The following is a 17,095-nucleotide window of genomic DNA, read 5'->3' on the forward strand; positions in this document are numbered from 1 at the left end:
GAAAAATGAGCATAAATGCGGTTTTTGCGCATTTTTGCCCTGGATCTGGTTTGGAAATGCGCATATGCTCCAGTTTTTAACATTTTTAGCTGCAATTTTTCCAGATTATGGAACGCCTGCTCAATTTCGCGGGCTTCACGGCTGAAAAATGAGCATAAATGCGGTTTTTGCGCATTTTCGCACCGGATCGGCTTGACAAGTACGCATACACTCCAGCTTTTTACAGTTTTAACCTTTAAGCATTTAAAAAGGTGTTAGAAAGCTCCGGGCTTCCGGAAACCGTTCCGGGTAAAGAAGATGAGCCAAATGTTCGGCACCGGTCACTAAGCGCGGTGATGGGCGGCAGTACCAACCTTCTTCCAAGACATGGACGCGGTCAGGCTGCGCAAAAGGGGCTCCTTGCCATTCGGGCCGGTTCAATATTTTTGCAATCGGCACATGCTTAGCCGGCACCCCTGTCCAGACGACAAGCGTGTAATCCGGCTTTTTTTCGGCCACCGTTTGCCAGTCGGTTTTCACTTGGTCTTGGGCAATATGGGCAAATATGTTTTCTGCACGAACTACTTCCGACAAATCGGTCAGCCAGTTGTTTCCTCCTGGTGAAAATACCGGCTTCGGCCACCATTCCCAGTAAAGCCGTTTTGCCGGGACATCGAAGGGACATTTTTCGTTAATTTCCTGCAGCCGCTCTTTCATGGCTTGGACGAGGGCAACCGCCTTTTGATAGCAATCGCATGCCTCACCCACCTCTATAATGGTATCATAGATATCGTTCAGGCGGTGCGGGGCGAGAACGAGATAGGGAATGGTCATGGTTTCGAGTTCGGAAACAATTTTCTCCATTCCTGGCACACTAAGTGAAGCGACGATCAAATCAGGATGTAATGCTTTCACTTTTTCTATGTTAATATGTAAATCGGGACCGAGGTCGGGAAGTGACTGCACTTCAGGCGGCCAATCCGAATAATGGTCAACGCCAACGAGTGAATCGGTCAATCCTAAACATGCAAGGATTTCCGTATTGCTTGGACAAAGTGATACAATTCTCATGACGAGCGCTCCTTTTTCCTTTTTATCCATTTTACAAAAAAGAGCCGCCTGTCTCTAATCATTTTAAAAAGAAGGGACATGCCTCATGAAATTGTTTGCGTCAGATATGGATGGCACGCTGTTAAATAAAGACCATGAAATCAGTGAAGAAAATTTGAAAGCTTTGCGTTTTGCGCAATCGCGCGGTGTGGAGCTGGCCATTGCGACCGGCCGCATTTATTATAATGTCGATGATTATTTAAAAAAAGCAGGGCTCAAAGCGGCTATTATCGGGACGAACGGCGCCACCGTCCACACAAAGGAAGGTGAAAAGATTTATGAGGCGCCGCTCGAAAAAGAAGCGCTTATCCCACTGTTTGCGGAACTCGTAAGGCACCAGATTTATTTTACCGTTTTTACGGAAAACGGGAAGTACGGCCACAAACAAGGCATCGATTGGCTCGAAAGCGACTATGAACGATGGAAAAATCACTGGTCAGCCAAAGTTCAAGACATCACTCGCTTTTTGACTCCGAACAAATTGACGAAAGATATGGCCCGCCTTTTTCATGATTATCAAGAAATCTTGGAGCTTAAGGAGACCATTTACAAAGTCGTTGCGTTTTCTTTTGACCCGGAAAAACTCGAAAATGCAAGAGCGGCACTTGGCGATGATGAACGCTTTCACATCGTTTCCTCTGGCAAGGGAAATTTCGAAATTATGGATTGCAAGGCAACGAAAGGGAAAGGGCTGGAAACCTTAGCAAAACATTTGCAAATCCCTCTTCAAGAAACGGTTGCCATCGGCGATAATTATAATGACGCTTCGATGTTTCAGGTAGCGGGCATTAGTGTCGCCATGGGTAATGCGGAACCACCGGTAAAGGCGATGGCCGATTACGTCACCGCCACAAATGAGGAAAATGGTGTGGCTTTAGCGATCCACCGTTTACTCAGCGAGCACCTATAGGTTTGGCCCGATATCTTCGACACAAAGATGGTCCATAAATTTTTATGATGATGAAAGGAGAAAAATCTCATGGTCGAACACATTGTCCTTTTTAAATTTAAGGAAACAACCACTCAAGAGGAAAAAGAAGAAGGTATGAGACGGCTCAAAGCCCTTAAAGACAAATTGCCGGGCATTCTTGATTTACAGGTAGGCCATAACTTTTCTGATCGTGGAAAAGGCTACACTATGGGTCTTGTCGTTCGTTTTGAATCGAAAAAGGCGTTAGAGCATTACGGGCCGTCGCCTGAGCACCAAGCCGTCGTCCAGTATCTGGATCAGATCGGCTGTATTGATAAATTGGCCGTTGATTTTGAGTTTTAAGTGAACATCTAAAATTTCACTTATGGCGTTTTCTGTAAACAGCATTTATAATGAATGCTGTGTCAAAGTCTTCAATCGCTGTCACTTTTACGCAAGGGAGGGAAACTCATGCCAGAACACGGACATCTGATTGCCCAAAACAAAAAAGCCCGCCATGATTATTTTATTGAGGATACGTATGAAGCAGGGATCGTGTTAAAAGGTACGGAAATCAAATCCATCCGTAAAGGCTCGGTCAATTTCAAAGATGCCTTTGCTCGCATCGAAAATGGCGAAGTGTTTTTATATAACATGCATATCGCGCCATATGAACAGGGCAACCGTTACAACCACGATCCTTTGCGGACCCGGAAATTGCTTTTGCATAAAAAGGAAATCAGCAAATTGATCGGTAAAGTGAAGGAAACCAGCTATACGATCGTGCCATTGAAGCTTTATATAAAAGGCGGTTTCGCCAAACTGGAGATTGGGCTCGGAAAAGGGAAGAAAAATTATGATAAACGTGAAACGCTGAAAAAACGAACAGCGGAGCGGCAAATTCAAAAGGCATTGCGCCGGTCGGAAAAAGGCCTGTAAAGATTCTCGAAAATGAGCGGAGGTTTGAAGTTGGGGGCAAACGTCACATTTGGCAGGATTCACTAAAGGTAGAAACTGAAAAAGCCCTTGAATTTATCCACAGGTTTGGTATACTATTAACTGTCAGCCATTGAAGACTGATGCTGTCCAAGAACGTTTCTTTTACATCATGGGGACGTTTTGGATTCGACAAGGGTAGGTCGGATTTAAGTGGCGAGCCGAGGGGGTCGGCCTCGTAAAAACGCCAAAGCCAATAACTGGCAAAGCTAACAACAATCTCGCTTTAGCTGCCTAATTAGCCTAAAGCGGTTCCTCCCTCCATCGCCCACGTGGTAGGGTCAGGGACTCAACGTAGTGGGATACGCCCTGTGTCCGCAGTCCGAGGATAGGGGAAGAGACCAATCGGACTAGCAGCACCGGTGCCTGTCGATAGGCCGACGTGTTCGCGAAAATGGAATATATCGACTACGCTCGTAGAAGCTTAAATTACGATGCCTTTGGACGTGGGTTCGATTCCCACCGTCTCCACCATACATAACGATGGTGGTTTTTTTATACGCTGTGACAGGAACCATAAAATTTCCGTTTGGAAATTTTATGGTTCCTTTTATTTTAAAGGATAAGAATGTATAAAAATTCGGGTCTACCACAGTGATGTAAACTGTGGTATTTTCTATATATGGAAACAAATATACTAAGGCAGATTTTCTTTGATCAACATCAACATAGGGAAGCTTTCAAACGAAAATATAGACGTCGAATCCGCCTTATTGTGATCAAAGAGGTTGAAAAATTTCGTGACTGCGGGGATTTGAAAAAAGGATTTAAACTCTTTGTTTGCGAAGGTTGCCATGATGTACGCAAGGTACCCTATCGTTGTAAAGGACGATTTTGTACCACATGTTCAGTTGGAGAAAGTGAAGAGTGAAGTCGACTATTGACTGAAGATGTTCTTCAAGTCAACCATCGTCATGTTATTTTTACGATTGATGAAGGCTTAAGGAGGGCGGAAGACTTCTCTTTCGGAACTATGTTAAAAAGAGAAAAAACCCCGGCAGATAGCCGCGATTTTGATTATTGAAGGGATTCTGCAATCTTGATTAATTTGTCGGCTTTAATGTTCATACCTCGGACATTAAAGTAACGACCATCTTTCCAAAATATCAGCTGAATAGGATCATGTTCGCCACGCTTAATCAACCATGCATCTACGCCAGCTACTTGAATTTTTTCTCCTTTTGAGAGAACATTCATCGGCTTAACTCTTCCATCATCATCGGATTGAATGATTAACAATTCTTTTCGTTGATACTTTAACTTCTTATCAGCGTCTTTATCCACCCACGCCTGTTTGACAACCTTTAGTCTTTTGGCTCCTTGAATAACTACCTCTGTTTTAGGTTCAAGTTCTTTCACATCTTCCGGAAGCACAGTCGGTTTTTTGGCTTTAAACGACAGTTTATCTTGGGCAATTCCATTAAAACGTTCGACCTTTATTTTTGTATCTTCTGTCACTTTCGTGTTTTGATAGGAATTTGCTGATGTTGCTTTTTCTTGTGAAACAAAACCGGAAATAACAACAGCTAGTGCTGCTCCTACAATACCGCCAATTATGAGATTTTTCTTCTTCATGATAACCCCCCTTATAAGCACATGTACGTTAATCTTTCAAAATCATGGTCAACATGCCAATAGTCCTCGGAATTGTTAGTTGTTACATCAATATACCATCCATAACATGCATTACGCAAATAGGTAGCCGGATGGCTATCGGTTAAGTTATAGTTCCATTCATAATATTGAGTAGAACCTAAATAACCAACATAGACCCTCTCGCAAATTTGCAATTTAATATAAAAAGACTTTCCTACGTGGTAAAATGAAATCATCCTTTAATATAAAGGTCTGATCAGGATGAAATTTTTTACCCGCAGCAAAAGTGTGGTTTGGGTTTTAATCTTCGTCATTACAGTGATTTGGGGTTATTCATGGGTGATGATGAAAGTCTCGTTGGCTTACATGGGACCATTTACGTTCTCGGCTTTCCGTTTTGGGACGGGAGCCATCACCTTATTTATTTCCATCCTTTTATTCAAAATGAAAAGGCCGCCGAAGAAATACATCAAACCGCTCATTGTTCTTGGGATCCTACAAACATCCATTGTCTTTTTACTTGTGATGTACGGCATGCAATTTATTGGCGCGGGTAAGGCTTCGATTTTGCTTTATTCCATGCCCATTTGGAGCACTCTTCTTGCGGTAAGATTTTTAAGGGAACATGTCACGCCATGGCAGGTGGCGGGGAACATCTTAGGATTGGTGGGTTTATTGGCCATTCTCGGCGCAGATCTATGGGCGGGCCAGAATTTACGGTCAATTTTTGGTGAACTGCTGATTGTGCTGGCTGCCGTTTCATGGGGAGCTTCCAATGTTTATTATCGGGTGAAGTTGGAAGAGCTGCCGCGTCTTGTGGTTACCGCTTATCAAATGTTATTCGGCACAATAGGCATAACGCTAGTGGCCTTTATCATGGAATGGGGTGAGCCGGTTAAATTTACTGGCACAAGCCTTTTTCTTATTTTGTTTACGGGTATTTTAGCGAGCGCTCTGTGCTTTTCTTTATGGTTTCTCATACTGAGCTTGATTGACATGGTCACGGCAACCATATCCACGATGCTTGTCCCCGTTTTTGGATTATTTTTGGGATGGCTGTATTTAGATGAAAAATTAACTTTGGGAACCATCACGGGATCCATTTTAATTATTGCGGGTATTGTGATCGCCCAAATGATGAAAAAAGGAGAAAAGAAAAGATCCATCGCATGAATCACGCGAGGATCTTTTTTTACTTATTTGAAAGTATATCATTTTTTGGCCAATATAAGGGTAATGAAAAGGCGCCACATTCGTTTAAAAGGTTTGTACTTTATCTGGCTAGAATAAGGGCATTGAAAGCTCTGTCATTACGTAAAAGGCACGCTTGGCATGAGATTTTTCTTTTTTAGGGCATGTATCTCTACCAATATCCAAAAGCCCTGGCAGAGCCAAGTTGACTTTAGTAGCGCTAACTTTTCTTTATAAAAATAACATGGCGATGGCAATGGGGATAAAACTGTAAAATAAAGCGATGACACAAAAGCCCATAATGTCACGGATTTTTAAGCCAGCAATAGCAAGGAGCGGCAAAGCCCAAAACGGTTGAATCATATTCGTCCATGCATCCCCCCATGCAATGGCCATAGCCGTTTTTGCCGTATCTGCACCAATTTGCAGTGCCGCTGGAATCATAATCGGCCCTTGAACCGCCCATTGACCGCCGCCGGACGGGACAAAAACGTTCACGATTCCCGCGCTGATAAATGTAAGAAGCGGTAAAGTTGTTTCGTTTGAAATATGAACAAACCACGTAGATAAAGCCGCTGACAGCCCAGAAGCGGTCATCATGCCCATGATGCCGGCGTAAAAAGGGAACTGGATGATGATGCCACCAGCATTTTTTACCCCATCCGCAACAGAATCTAAGAATCGGCGCGGAGTACGATGCAGCAAAATACCGAGGAAAAACATAATAAAGTTCACAATGTTGATGTTTAAATCAAAGCCTTTCGTCACAAAATGATACACAATGTATGCAAGACCAAGTAAGCCAATGATGAGCGAAATGATCCGGCTGTTTTCCAACTTGTCGGCGGGATACATATCTGTCTTGGCAACAGGTTCCTCCGCCGTCTCGGGTTCCATACTTGCTGCCTGAAAAATATGGGCATCATAGTCTTTTATTGGGTCACGCGTTTTCATGATGTACCAATTGAGAAGCGGCAAGGTGACGAGTAAGACAACAACAATAAAAATATTATAGCTGCTAAATAACGTTTCGGTGACGGGAATGACACCGATGGTTTTTTCTAAAAAGTGTCCGGGTGTGGCAATCGTTAACGGTATGGAACCGGAAAATCCGCCATGCCAAACCAAAAAGGCGCTATAAGCACCGGCTATGAGTACACGGTAATCTGCCGTAGGGACCCGTTTGGCAACGTGTACGGCTAGCAGTGCCCCAACAATGAGCCCAAATCCATAGTTAATTAAACAAGCGATAATGGAGACAAATGTGACAAGTAAAATCGCTTGTCCTGGTGTTTTTGCCAGTGAACTTATTTTATATAGCCCTTTTTTTACGGTGGGGGTGTTAGCCAAGACATATCCCGTTACAACCACTAAGGACATTTGCATGGAAAAGCTCAGCAATTCCCAGAAGCCTTCGCCCCAATATTGAACCATGTCGACAGGGCTGTGACCCATGACGACCATGCCTAATACAAAAACAACCAGAGTTAAAATAATTGCAAATAAAAAAGCATCGGGTAAGTATTTTCTTACCAATTGATCAAAGAAATTCGTTAATGTTTTCAATGCTTCTCCCCCTCTTGAATGCGAAAACGCTTACAATTATAAAAATAGCAAATTGTTTGTATACGGTCAACAGCATTGTCATCGCCAGAAGATGCGGTGGATGGAACATAAGAGCTCTTGGTCACCTTTTTTTGGAAAGGTGGCATTTGGTTGATGGCCCATTCATCCGTTCACCGAAAAAGAATCATTGTGTTCGGCTATTTTCGAAGAAGGAATGTCGCAAGAAGGTGCATTAAGATTGACAAAGATACGATAGGGGGGTATAGTATAACTAAAAATGAAGGATGTGTTGATTTGGACAAATTTTTGCATGATCACCCAAGCCAGCCAAGAACCCAAGGGGAAAAGCAAGCGTTAATCAACCGCTTAAAACGAATAGAAGGCCAGATCCGCGGCATCCAAAAGATGATTGAAGAAGATCGTTACTGTATGGATATTTTGGTGCAAATCAGTGCTGTTCAGTCGGCTTTGAAAAATGTCGGCTACTCGATTACCGAACGGCATATACAACATTGTGTCAGCGATGCGATCAAGCAAGGTGACGGAAAAGAAACGATTGCAGAATTAATGGAGGTCTTAAAGCAGTTTACGAAGTAAGGAGGGATTCGGATGGGTGAAACCAAACAGGCAACCCTCAGTGTCACAGGGATGACGTGTGCCGCTTGTTCGAATCGGATTGAAAAAACGTTAAATAAAATGGACGGCGTCGAAGCCCAAGTGAATTTAACGACAGAAAAAGCCACTGTCCAATACGATCCGGAGAAAACCTCGCTTGAAGAGATCACAAAGAAAATTGAGCAGATCGGTTACGGGGTTTTAAGGGAGAAAGCAGAACTTGACGTCTTTGGCATGACGTGTGCGGCTTGCTCAAACCGCATCGAAAAAATGCTGAACAAACAAGCCGGCGTCGCCAGAGCCACGGTTAATTTAACGACGGAAAGTGCCGCAATTGAGTATTATTCCGGATTAGTGGATGTGCAAACTTTAATTGAGAAAATCCAACGTTTAGGCTACGATGCGAAACCAAAGGCTGAAGCCAACGAAAAACAAACTTATAAGGAAAAAGAACTGCAACGCAAGAAGGTTAAACTGATCATTTCGGCCGTCCTTTCCGCACCTTTATTATTAACAATGCTTTTGGAAATGCTTGGTGCCAACTTGCCAGAAATCTTGATGAATCCCTGGTTCCAGTTTACGTTGGCTACTCCAGTACAATTTTATATCGGCTGGCCGTTTTATGTGGGTGCTTTTAAAAACCTCCGGAACGGCGGAGCCAACATGGACGTCCTTGTCGCATTGGGAACGAGCGCAGCCTATTTTTACAGCCTTTATGAAGCCTTTAAAACTATAGGAAATCCGGGATATATGCCGCATTTATATTTCGAAACGAGTGCGGTACTCATGACATTGATTTTATTCGGCAAATATTTGGAGGCAAGGGCGAAAAGCCAAACGACTAATGCCATTTCCGAATTGCTAAATTTACAAGCCAAAGAAGCGCGCGTCATCCGAGACGGCGAAGAAATAATGGTTCCGGTGGAAGAGGTCGTTGTTGGCGATCATTTGATTGTGAAACCTGGGGAGAAAATACCAGTGGATGGATTCGTTGTCAACGGCCGTACGTCTGTCGATGAATCGATGCTCACCGGCGAATCCCTACCTGTGGAAAAAGAGCGCGGCGCCAAACTCATCGGATCGACGATTAACAAAAATGGTGTCATCGAAATGGAAGCAACAAAAGTAGGGAAAGATACGGCCCTTGCCGCCATTATAAAAGTCGTAGAAGAAGCTCAAGGTTCCAAAGCGCCGATCCAACGACTGGCTGATGTGATTTCCGGTTATTTTGTTCCGATCGTTATTGGCATCGCTGTCCTAACCTTCTTGATCTGGATCATCTTTGTTGCGCCTGGCCGATTTGAACCGGCATGGGTTGCGGCGATTGCTGTCCTTGTGATTGCCTGTCCGTGTGCACTGGGCCTGGCAACGCCAACCTCGATTATGGTCGGCACCGGAAAGGCCGCTGAAAACGGCATCCTATTTAAAGGTGGAGAACACCTGGAAAGAACCCACCAAATCGAAACCATTGTATTGGATAAAACGGGAACCATCACGAAAGGGAAGCCGGAAGTCACCGATTTTACGGGGGATAGAAAAACCCTACAGTTATTAGCGAGTGCGGAAAAAGGTTCGGAACACCCGCTGGCAGGTGCGATCGTGGCGTACGCGGCGGAGCACGAAATCGAATGTTTACCTGTCGATGATTTTCGCGCCATCCCCGGCCAAGGCATCGAAGCGAAAGTTTCTGGAAAACACGTTCTTGTCGGTAACCGCAAGCTATTGCGGGATTATCATATCGCCATGGAAGAATATGAAGCGCAATTAGCCGAATATGAAACAAACGGCAAAACCGCGATGGTGATCGCCGTCGACGGACAATGTCGGGGACTCGTGGCGGTCGCCGACACTATTAAAGAAACGGCACCCAAAGCGATCAAGCAGTTAAAGGATATGGGGATTGAAGTGATCATGTTGACCGGCGACAACGAAAGAACGGCAAAAGCGATTGCCAAACAGGTGGGCATTGATCGCGTGATCGCTCAAGTCCTTCCCGAACAAAAAGCCGATAAGGTTAAAGCCCTTCAAGACCAAGGAAAAAAAGTGGCGATGGTTGGCGATGGCGTTAATGATGCCCCCGCGTTGGTTACCGCCGACATCGGCATGGCCATAGGCACTGGGACGGAAGTGGCCATTGAAGCAGCCGATGTGACGATTCTCGGCGGGGAGTTATTACTCATACCGAAGGCCATTAAGATTAGCCATGCCACGATCCGCAATATCCGACAAAATTTGTTCTGGGCATTTGGGTATAACACGGCGGGAATACCAATTGCAGCCTTTGGTTTGCTTGCTCCGTGGATTGCCGGCGCCGCGATGGCACTGAGTTCCGTAAGTGTTGTCACCAATGCCCTTCGTCTGAAGCGAGTGAGGTTGTAAAGTAGTTTTTCTAAACTAGCCTTAAAGGGTTTGCGACCTAAATCAAGAAAAACGCGCGTCATTCTAAAAATTATTCCCTTTAACATGCCAGGATATGGGCTACGTAAGTTCCGCCTTCACTTAAATGGGTTCTTGGTTTTCCTTATAAAAGGGGGTGAAAACGAGTGGAAAAGAAAACGTTGAACGTTCAAGGTATGACATGCGGACATTGTAAAATGGCTGTTGAAGGCGCTTTGAAAAAACTGGACGGAGTATCCAGCGCCGAAGTGAATTTGGAGGCCGCTAATGTCGCAGTCACTTATGACGAATCAAAAGTCACCGTTGAGGCGATGAAAGAAGCCATTGAAGATCAAGGCTATGAAGTCGTCCTTTGAGATAGGGATAAAAACGGCTGGTTTTCCGTTCGGGAAATCAGCTGTTTTCACTTGTAGTATAAGAAAACATTAAAAATCGGCTAAATCAAGTCCTCTAATTGGGCGGTATGTATACGCTACGCAGTTGTAGGTGTGAGTGGCTGTCCTGTGTTCTATCTGCCATTTTGGACTGAAAAATTTTTTGAAATGGTATTTAGCTTGAATTTACTGGAAGAACAAGCCTGATTTGAGGTTAGAATTTCCAATAACTGTATCCTAATGACCATTTTGACAAGGTAAAGGGACCAAAACGGCCTTTAGAGAGGCTCTATCTGCCATTTCGGGCTGTAAATTTTTTTGAAATGGTATTTAGCTTGAATTTACTGGAAGAACAAGCCTGATTTGAGGTAATAATTCCTAGAAACTGTATCCTAATGACCATTTTGACAAGGTAAGAGGACCAAAATGGCCTTTAGAGAGGCTCTATCTGTCATTTTGGGCTAAAAATTTTTTTGAAATGGTATTTAGCTTGAATTTATTGGAAGGACAAGTTTGATTTGAGGGTAGTTTTCCCAATATCTGTATCCAATTGGTCATTTTGAGATGGGAAGGCGCTCAAAATGGTCTTTAGAGAGGCTCTATCTGCCATTTTGAGTTGAAAATTTTTTCAAAATGGTATTTAGCCTGAATTTATTGGAAAAATGAACCCGATTCGAGCCATATTTTCCTAATAACTGTATCCCAAAAGCCATTTTGGAGTAAGAGACGATCCAAAATGGCTTTTAACGCGATTCGAATCACGCCATCGTTTTAGAAGAAAAATAGCAGCGAAAACAGTTAAATTTTTTTTTGAAATCTAGTAGAATAGTTTTTGACAAGCTAAATTTGTACAGAAGGAGAAAACCATGGCTTACAATAATTTAATCGCTCGTGTGGAATTAACGCATGTCTCGTTTGGTGAAGTGGCCTCCGTCATTGGCAAAGCGGGCGGCGATATCATTTCTATTGACGTGATTAGCTCAAGCGGTGAAACATCCGTACGCGATATCACCATTGAAGTGAGGGACGCAGATGAGGAGCAAGTTTTAGAAAGCTTGCGCGCGACCCCGGGCGTCAAAATTATCAATGTTTCGGATCGGACATTCCTTGCCCACTTGGGCGGTAAAATCGCCATGAAATCAAAAATTCCGATTAAAAACCGTGACGATTTATCGAGGGTATACACTCCGGGCGTTGCGCGTGTGTGCGCAGCCATCCATGAAGATGAAAGGAAAGCCTATTCTCTGACAATCAAGCGAAATACGGTCGCCGTCATTTCCGACGGAAGTGCCGTTCTTGGTCTCGGAAATATCGGTGCGCTGGCTTCAGCCCCGGTTATGGAAGGAAAAGCGATGTTATTCAAGCAATTGGCGGATGTTGATGCCTTCCCGATTTGTTTGAACACCCAAGACACTGAGGAAATTATTCAGACGATCAAAAACATCGCCCCGATTTTTGGTGGCATTAACCTTGAAGACATCAGTTCGCCGCGTTGCTTTGAAATTGAAGAAAGATTGTCTAAAGAGTTGGATATCCCCGTTTTTCATGATGACCAACACGGGACCGCTGTCGTTGTCATTGCCGGGCTTTTAAATGCGTTAAAAGTTGTCGGAAAGCAAATGGATCAAGTACGCGTCATTGTGAATGGCATCGGTGCAGCTGGGGTGGCGATTTGTAAAATGCTGATCAATGCCGGCGTCAAAAGACTTGTGCCCATTGACCGCGATGGTGCCATCGTGCGCGGGGGAACCTATCAACATCCCATGTGGCAATGGCTTTCGGAGCAAGAACAGGTTGAAGCCCAAGAAGGCACGCTTAAGGATCTCATTCGTGATGCTGATGTTTTCATCGGGGTGTCTCGCGGCGGCATTTTAAATGTCGAGGATGTTAAAAAAATGGCGCCGGATCCGATTGTTTTTGCGATGGCTAATCCGGACCCGGAAATTTCACCGGAGGAAGCTCTGGAGCATGTGCGCGTGTTTGCGACCGGTCGGAGTGACTATCCGAACCAAATCAATAACGTTTTAGTTTTCCCTGGAATTTATCGAGGCGCACTCGACTGCCGCGCAAGCGTCATCAATGAACCGATGAAATTGGCAGCCGCAAGAGCGATCGCTTCTGTGGTCACCAATAGTGAATTGAATGAACAATACATCATCCCAAGTATCTTCAATGAACAAGTGGTTTCGAAAGTCCGCCATGCCGTGATTGAAACCGCAATTCTGACGGGGGTCGCCCGCCGTATCCCGCCGGAATTCAGATAAAATATTCAATAAGTCCTTGCGATCATGAGGTTGACTCAAAGGGGTTTTGCCCCGAGCTTTGAGTCAACCTTTTTTGTATTGGGAAGAAAGTCATTCATTTTTCAGACTAGCATAGGTGCAACTGGTTTAGCTTTCGCCCAAAAAGCTGGCCCTGGTAAGAAATTTTTTTCATTTGTCAAGCTAGCATGAGAGTAACTATGGGTCTGCTATCGCTTAAAAGGTGTGGTAGAGCCAAGTTTTTTTATTAGCCAATCAGCTCATTGCAAGATTTGCGCATCACTTTTTACCATGTGTTTTGTCACTGATCGGACCCTGTGGTATAGCTGTTAAGGTTTCAAGGCATATTAGTCAATAGTTAAAGAATGTTTATAAGCGAAAGGGCGGCGACATTCGTTGTACATAAAAAACGTCATCGCAACGATCAAAGAACGTGTGAACCTCGATCGTCACTTACCACCGGAGACTTTTTCTTTGTTTGGCGATCTCTTCGAAGATGCCGATTTGAATATTTCCTACGATGATATGGCAGACGCTGAATCGCTCATGCGCGATGCCAAATCACCACAATCCCCTTAATACAAATCCGAAAGAATATTTCTTACACGGATGTTACGCCCGTGGTACACACATGTGAACGCTATTCAATATTGTTGCTCAAGGTTTGAACGATAGACTATTGGAGGTCACCATGAAACAAACCATTGCTGATTTACTGATTGATGCTCTTGTTCGTGCTGGTGTCAAAAGAATTTATGGCATCGTTGGGGATTCCCTTAATGCCGTTCTGGACTCGATTCGCCGCTCAAAAAAAATCCAGTGGATTGGCGTTCGCCATGAAGAAGTGGCGGCGTTTGCTGCAGGTGCGGATTCCCTTCTCAGCGGAAGCATTGCCGTATGTGCCGGCTCAAGCGGACCGGGAAATTTACATTTGATCAATGGGTTGTATGATTGTCATCGAAGCCGTATTCCTGTGTTAGCCATTGCAGCACATATTCCGAGTAATGAAATTGGCAGTGAATATTTTCAACAAACCAACCCCCAAGAGCTGTATCGCGAATGCAGTGTTTTCAGCGAGGTGCTAACACGCCCGGAACAAATGCCGCGCATGGTGACGATTGCCATGCAACACGCCATTTCAAGAAAAGATGTTTCCGTACTCGTGCTTCCCGGTGATGTTGCGGCGCTTCCGGATGATGAGTCCGTCCCCAAGGAAGTCATTCATGTCACCCATCCCGTCGTTCGCCCGTCTGATGAAGAAATTAAAAAGCTCTCTGAATACCTGAATAAAGGCGAGCGCATCACTTTGTTATGCGGAGCCGGTTGTGAGGGCGCTCATGACGAACTGATGGCACTTTGTGATCGGCTAAAAGCGCCGATGGTCATTGCCCTAAGAGGGAAAGAACATCTGGAGTATGATAATCCCTATTCTGTAGGTTTAACAGGGCTCATCGGTTATTCGTCCGGTTTTCACGCCATGATGGACTGTGATGTTTTACTCATGTTGGGGACCGATTTTCCATACCGGCAATTTTTTCCGAAAGAAGCCGATATTCTTCAAGTCGACATTCGGGCAGAGCATCTTGGGCGGCGTGCCAATCTGACGATGGGGGTTTGCGGGGATGTCAAAGAAACGGTTGAGGCATTATTGCCCCATGTAAACGAAAAGACCGATGACCGTCATTTAAGAAAATATGTTGCTCACTATCAAAAAGTGCGCCGCAGCCTTGACGCATTGGCGGATGGCAAGCCGGGGCGCAAACCAATTCACCCTCAATTTTTAACGAAAGTCGTTAGCGACCACGCCAAGGAAGATGCTGTGTTTACATGTGATGTAGGCACGCCGACGTTATGGGCGGCGCGCTATTTGAAGATGAACGGAAAAAGGCGGCTCTTAGGTTCGTTTAATCACGGGACGATGGCAAATGCCATGCCGCAAGCAATCGGTGCGCAGTGTGCTGACCCCAAAAGGCAAGTGATCGCATTATGCGGCGATGGCGGGCTTTCAATGTTAATGGGTGATTTATTGACGATTCACCAATATCAATTGCCGATTAAGATCGTGGTTTTTAACAACAGCGCATTGAGCTTTGTGGAGCTTGAAATGAAAGCCGCCGGTTACTTAGAGACAGGCACAGAACTCGTTAATCCGAATTTTGCCTCCGTCGCGCAAGCCATCGGCATTACCGGAATAAGGGTTGAAGACCCTGGTGACCTGGAAGCAGCGGTCGATCGGGCCTTTACCATGGACGGCCCCGTGCTGCTGGATGTCCTAGTCAACCGCCAAGAACTTTCACTGCCGCCGAAAATCAACTTTGAACAAGCGCATGGTTTTACCCTCTGGATGCTGAAAGCCGTCCTGAACGGTGAAGGCAGCAAATTGGTGCAATTGGCTAGAACGAATTTATTGCGCTAGCTGATGTCACCGTATGAAACAGGGATTTCTAAGAAAATCCGCGAAATGATCCATACGGATACACCTTATTTCTTGAATTTTTTGTGTCGCCGGTACGAAAAATTGGGAAAGACGAGTGGATTGCTGTATATTGGAATCGAAAAAAGAACCGGAATGAGGGTGGAGCACATGGCATTCTCAGTCAGTAAAGAAGCGGCAGAATGGTTTAAAGAAGAACTTGGTGTCGGTCAAGGGGACTATGTCCGCTTTTTTATAAAACTTTATGGCGGTATTCCAACCGCCCATCCGGACTATTATTTGGGGGTTACCGTCGGAAAAGAAGGGGAACCGGCCATTAAAGATGTCGTAGATGGCATCACCTTCTATTTTAATGCGGATGACGCCTGGTTCCTGAATGAATACCAGCTGAAAGTGGTCATGGGTAGTGATGAAGTGGAGTATATTTTTGACTCCGCGAAGTGAATTTGGAGATCATAAAGCAACTGACCCAAAGCACTTTCACACTGGCATGACCTATTCGGTTTGATTCGGGATTTTAACGAGAAACCGACTAAAAATTCCGCATCACCGTGCCAAGTTCAGGGCTTGAGGCTCAGCCCTGTAGGCATTGTCGCTCATGCGTTAAGATGAAAGCGGGTTAAACTTTTTAAAAGGAGATGTCGGCATGGAAAAGTTAACTTTAGATGTTCAAGGAATGTCTTGTAGCCACTGCGTTCAGGCCGTAACGAAAGCCTTGAATGAAATCGGCGTCCGTGACGTCAAAGTGGATCTTGAGTCTGGTAAAGTCGATGTCCAATACGATCCAGCCAAAGTCACCATCGACCAAATGAAAGAAGCCATTGAAGATCAAGGCTATGACGTGCTTTAAGCGCGTCCACTCCGCCACCTGTTTCATAAAAAGCGACGAACGGCTCCGCTATAACGCGGTGCCGTTTTTACTTTATGGGATAAGAAAATTTTCCCAAAAGACTTGCGCTATGGCGGCTATTCAATAGATGAAATAGTAGTGCCTTACCAAAATATGAATTATACTAAAGTAGATTAATGAGAATCGCACGGACATTGAAGACCTTTTAACAGTGAGGAGCGGAAAAGTGACGGAGACCAAACGTTTTCATCGTGCCTTCGGGGTATATGGCATATGTTATCAAGAAGGAAAGCTGCTCGTCATTAGTAAAAACGGCGGTCCATATATCAACCGGTACGACTTGCCCGGCGGCAGCTTGGAAGACGGGGAACCTTTGCTACATGCTCTAAAGCGCGAGTTCCACGAAGAAACCGGTTTTGACATTGCCGTTGAGAAAAACATCGGGGTTTGTGACTTTATGCTGCCTTGGCAATGGAAAACATTTACCGATGTCCACCATATTGCCGTCTTTTATTTAGTTAACATTATCGGCGGCACATTATCCACACCGAAAATTTTTGAAGGTCAGGATTCCGACGGCGCATTATGGATTTCGGAAGAAGAAGCGACCATTGATACGGCATCACCGTTAGTGCTTGCCGCATTCGCTTGGCTCCGAAAGGGAGAACTGGATTTGAATGTTATTAAGTATGACAGTTGGAAAATCAAAAGAGAGGCGGCATCTCCCTTAAAGGAGTGACCGCCATTTTAAATATGATTGGCTTAGCGGCCGAACCGTTATATAATGTGTAGAAAATGTTTCTTAAGGACTGTGAT

16 protein-coding genes, 1 other RNA gene and 1 pseudogene are annotated in these 17,095 nt (G+C 44.7%); 15 read left to right on the forward strand and 3 right to left on the reverse strand.

Annotated elements, in window-relative coordinates:
- Positions 1–243: 243 nt before the first annotated feature.
- Positions 244–1,050 carry a cobalamin-binding protein gene (locus H532_RS0115205; protein ID WP_027726179.1) on the reverse strand — a complete coding sequence of 269 codons (807 nt, stop codon included), beginning with the start codon at positions 1,048–1,050 and terminating at the stop codon, positions 244–246.
- Between the two features lie 85 nt (positions 1,051–1,135).
- On the opposite strand from H532_RS0115205, the gene H532_RS0115210 reads away from it, so the two are divergent.
- The 5 genes and pseudogenes from H532_RS0115210 to H532_RS20070 form a co-directional block, all read left to right on the forward strand.
- Positions 1,136–1,999, forward strand: coding sequence for a Cof-type HAD-IIB family hydrolase (locus H532_RS0115210; protein WP_027726180.1), 864 nt, complete (start codon positions 1,136–1,138; stop codon positions 1,997–1,999).
- Positions 2,000–2,068: 69 nt separating this feature from the next.
- The gene (locus H532_RS0115215; RefSeq protein WP_027726181.1) at positions 2,069–2,362 is read left to right on the forward strand and encodes a Dabb family protein; all 294 of its coding nucleotides are present in this window, start codon (positions 2,069–2,071) and stop codon (positions 2,360–2,362) included.
- Between the two features lie 108 nt (positions 2,363–2,470).
- Entirely contained in the window at positions 2,471–2,938 is a 468-nt protein-coding gene (gene smpB / locus H532_RS0115220) for an SsrA-binding protein SmpB (protein WP_027726182.1), read from the forward strand.
- 171 nt (positions 2,939–3,109) lie between these two features.
- Positions 3,110–3,469: a transfer-messenger RNA gene (gene ssrA, locus H532_RS20065) on the forward strand.
- A 148-nt stretch (positions 3,470–3,617) separates the two neighbouring features.
- Positions 3,618–3,941 (forward strand): annotated as a pseudogene (locus H532_RS20070) (transposase zinc-binding domain-containing protein); the annotation flags it as partial.
- A gap of 71 nt (positions 3,942–4,012) precedes the next feature.
- Here the strand turns inward: H532_RS20070 and H532_RS0115235 are convergent.
- Positions 4,013–4,570, reverse strand: coding sequence for a DUF4367 domain-containing protein (locus H532_RS0115235; RefSeq protein ID WP_027726183.1), 558 nt, complete (start codon positions 4,568–4,570; stop codon positions 4,013–4,015).
- 282 nt (positions 4,571–4,852) lie between these two features.
- Here H532_RS0115235 and H532_RS0115240 point away from each other — a divergent pair, with 282 nt between their 5' ends.
- Entirely contained in the window at positions 4,853–5,764 is a 912-nt protein-coding gene (locus tag H532_RS0115240) for a DMT family transporter (RefSeq protein WP_027726184.1), read from the forward strand.
- A gap of 249 nt (positions 5,765–6,013) precedes the next feature.
- Here H532_RS0115240 and H532_RS0115250 read toward each other — a convergent pair whose 3' ends face one another.
- A complete protein-coding gene (locus H532_RS0115250; RefSeq protein WP_027726186.1) occupies positions 6,014–7,348 on the reverse strand; it encodes a short-chain fatty acid transporter in 1,335 nt (444 codons plus the stop codon).
- Positions 7,349–7,642: 294 nt separating this feature from the next.
- Between H532_RS0115250 and H532_RS0115255 the strand changes: the two genes are divergently transcribed.
- From H532_RS0115255 to H532_RS0115295, 9 genes are all read left to right on the forward strand, one after another.
- Positions 7,643–7,945, forward strand: coding sequence for a metal-sensing transcriptional repressor (locus H532_RS0115255; RefSeq protein WP_027726187.1), 303 nt, complete (start codon positions 7,643–7,645; stop codon positions 7,943–7,945).
- 12 nt (positions 7,946–7,957) lie between these two features.
- A complete protein-coding gene (locus tag H532_RS0115260) occupies positions 7,958–10,342 on the forward strand; it encodes a heavy metal translocating P-type ATPase (protein WP_027726188.1) in 2,385 nt (794 codons plus the stop codon).
- A 164-nt stretch (positions 10,343–10,506) separates the two neighbouring features.
- Positions 10,507–10,716, forward strand: a complete 210-nt coding sequence (gene copZ, locus H532_RS0115265) for a copper chaperone CopZ (protein WP_027726189.1) — start codon at positions 10,507–10,509, stop codon at positions 10,714–10,716.
- Between the two features lie 884 nt (positions 10,717–11,600).
- Positions 11,601–12,998, forward strand: a complete 1,398-nt coding sequence (locus H532_RS0115270; RefSeq protein ID WP_027726190.1) for an NAD-dependent malic enzyme — start codon at positions 11,601–11,603, stop codon at positions 12,996–12,998.
- 393 nt (positions 12,999–13,391) lie between these two features.
- Positions 13,392–13,574: a hypothetical protein gene (locus H532_RS0115275; protein WP_027726191.1), complete on the forward strand. Its 183-nt coding sequence runs from the start codon at positions 13,392–13,394 to the stop codon at positions 13,572–13,574.
- 112 nt (positions 13,575–13,686) lie between these two features.
- The gene (poxB, locus tag H532_RS0115280; RefSeq protein ID WP_027726192.1) at positions 13,687–15,411 is read left to right on the forward strand and encodes a ubiquinone-dependent pyruvate dehydrogenase; all 1,725 of its coding nucleotides are present in this window, start codon (positions 13,687–13,689) and stop codon (positions 15,409–15,411) included.
- Between the two features lie 168 nt (positions 15,412–15,579).
- The gene (locus tag H532_RS0115285) at positions 15,580–15,873 is read left to right on the forward strand and encodes a HesB/YadR/YfhF family protein (protein WP_027726193.1); all 294 of its coding nucleotides are present in this window, start codon (positions 15,580–15,582) and stop codon (positions 15,871–15,873) included.
- Between the two features lie 202 nt (positions 15,874–16,075).
- A complete protein-coding gene (copZ, locus tag H532_RS0115290; RefSeq protein ID WP_027726194.1) occupies positions 16,076–16,279 on the forward strand; it encodes a copper chaperone CopZ in 204 nt (67 codons plus the stop codon).
- 226 nt (positions 16,280–16,505) lie between these two features.
- Positions 16,506–17,018, forward strand: a complete 513-nt coding sequence (locus H532_RS0115295) for an NUDIX hydrolase (protein ID WP_027726195.1) — start codon at positions 16,506–16,508, stop codon at positions 17,016–17,018.
- Positions 17,019–17,095: the final 77 nt, after the last annotated feature.

This window comes from Tuberibacillus calidus DSM 17572 (assembly GCF_000430685.1).
Classification (GTDB): Bacteria; Bacillota; Bacilli; order Bacillales; family Sporolactobacillaceae; genus Tuberibacillus; species Tuberibacillus calidus.

Bases quoted from the DNA above. Each gene is read 5' to 3' on its own strand.
- H532_RS0115205 (WP_027726179.1), bottom strand. From the start codon at position 1,050: ATGAGAATTGTATCACTTTGTCCAAGCAATACGGAAATCCTTGCATGT.
- H532_RS0115210 (WP_027726180.1), top strand. From the start codon at position 1,136: ATGAAATTGTTTGCGTCAGATATGGATGGCACGCTGTTAAATAAAGAC.
- H532_RS0115215 (WP_027726181.1), top strand. From the start codon at position 2,069: ATGGTCGAACACATTGTCCTTTTTAAATTTAAGGAAACAACCACTCAA.
- smpB (WP_027726182.1), top strand. From the start codon at position 2,471: ATGCCAGAACACGGACATCTGATTGCCCAAAACAAAAAAGCCCGCCAT.
- H532_RS0115235 (WP_027726183.1), bottom strand. From the start codon at position 4,570: ATGAAGAAGAAAAATCTCATAATTGGCGGTATTGTAGGAGCAGCACTA.
- H532_RS0115240 (WP_027726184.1), top strand. From the start codon at position 4,853: ATGAAATTTTTTACCCGCAGCAAAAGTGTGGTTTGGGTTTTAATCTTC.
- H532_RS0115260 (WP_027726188.1), top strand. From the start codon at position 7,958: ATGGGTGAAACCAAACAGGCAACCCTCAGTGTCACAGGGATGACGTGT.
- H532_RS0115270 (WP_027726190.1), top strand. From the start codon at position 11,601: ATGGCTTACAATAATTTAATCGCTCGTGTGGAATTAACGCATGTCTCG.
- poxB (WP_027726192.1), top strand. From the start codon at position 13,687: ATGAAACAAACCATTGCTGATTTACTGATTGATGCTCTTGTTCGTGCT.
- H532_RS0115285 (WP_027726193.1), top strand. From the start codon at position 15,580: ATGGCATTCTCAGTCAGTAAAGAAGCGGCAGAATGGTTTAAAGAAGAA.
- copZ (WP_027726194.1), top strand. From the start codon at position 16,076: ATGGAAAAGTTAACTTTAGATGTTCAAGGAATGTCTTGTAGCCACTGC.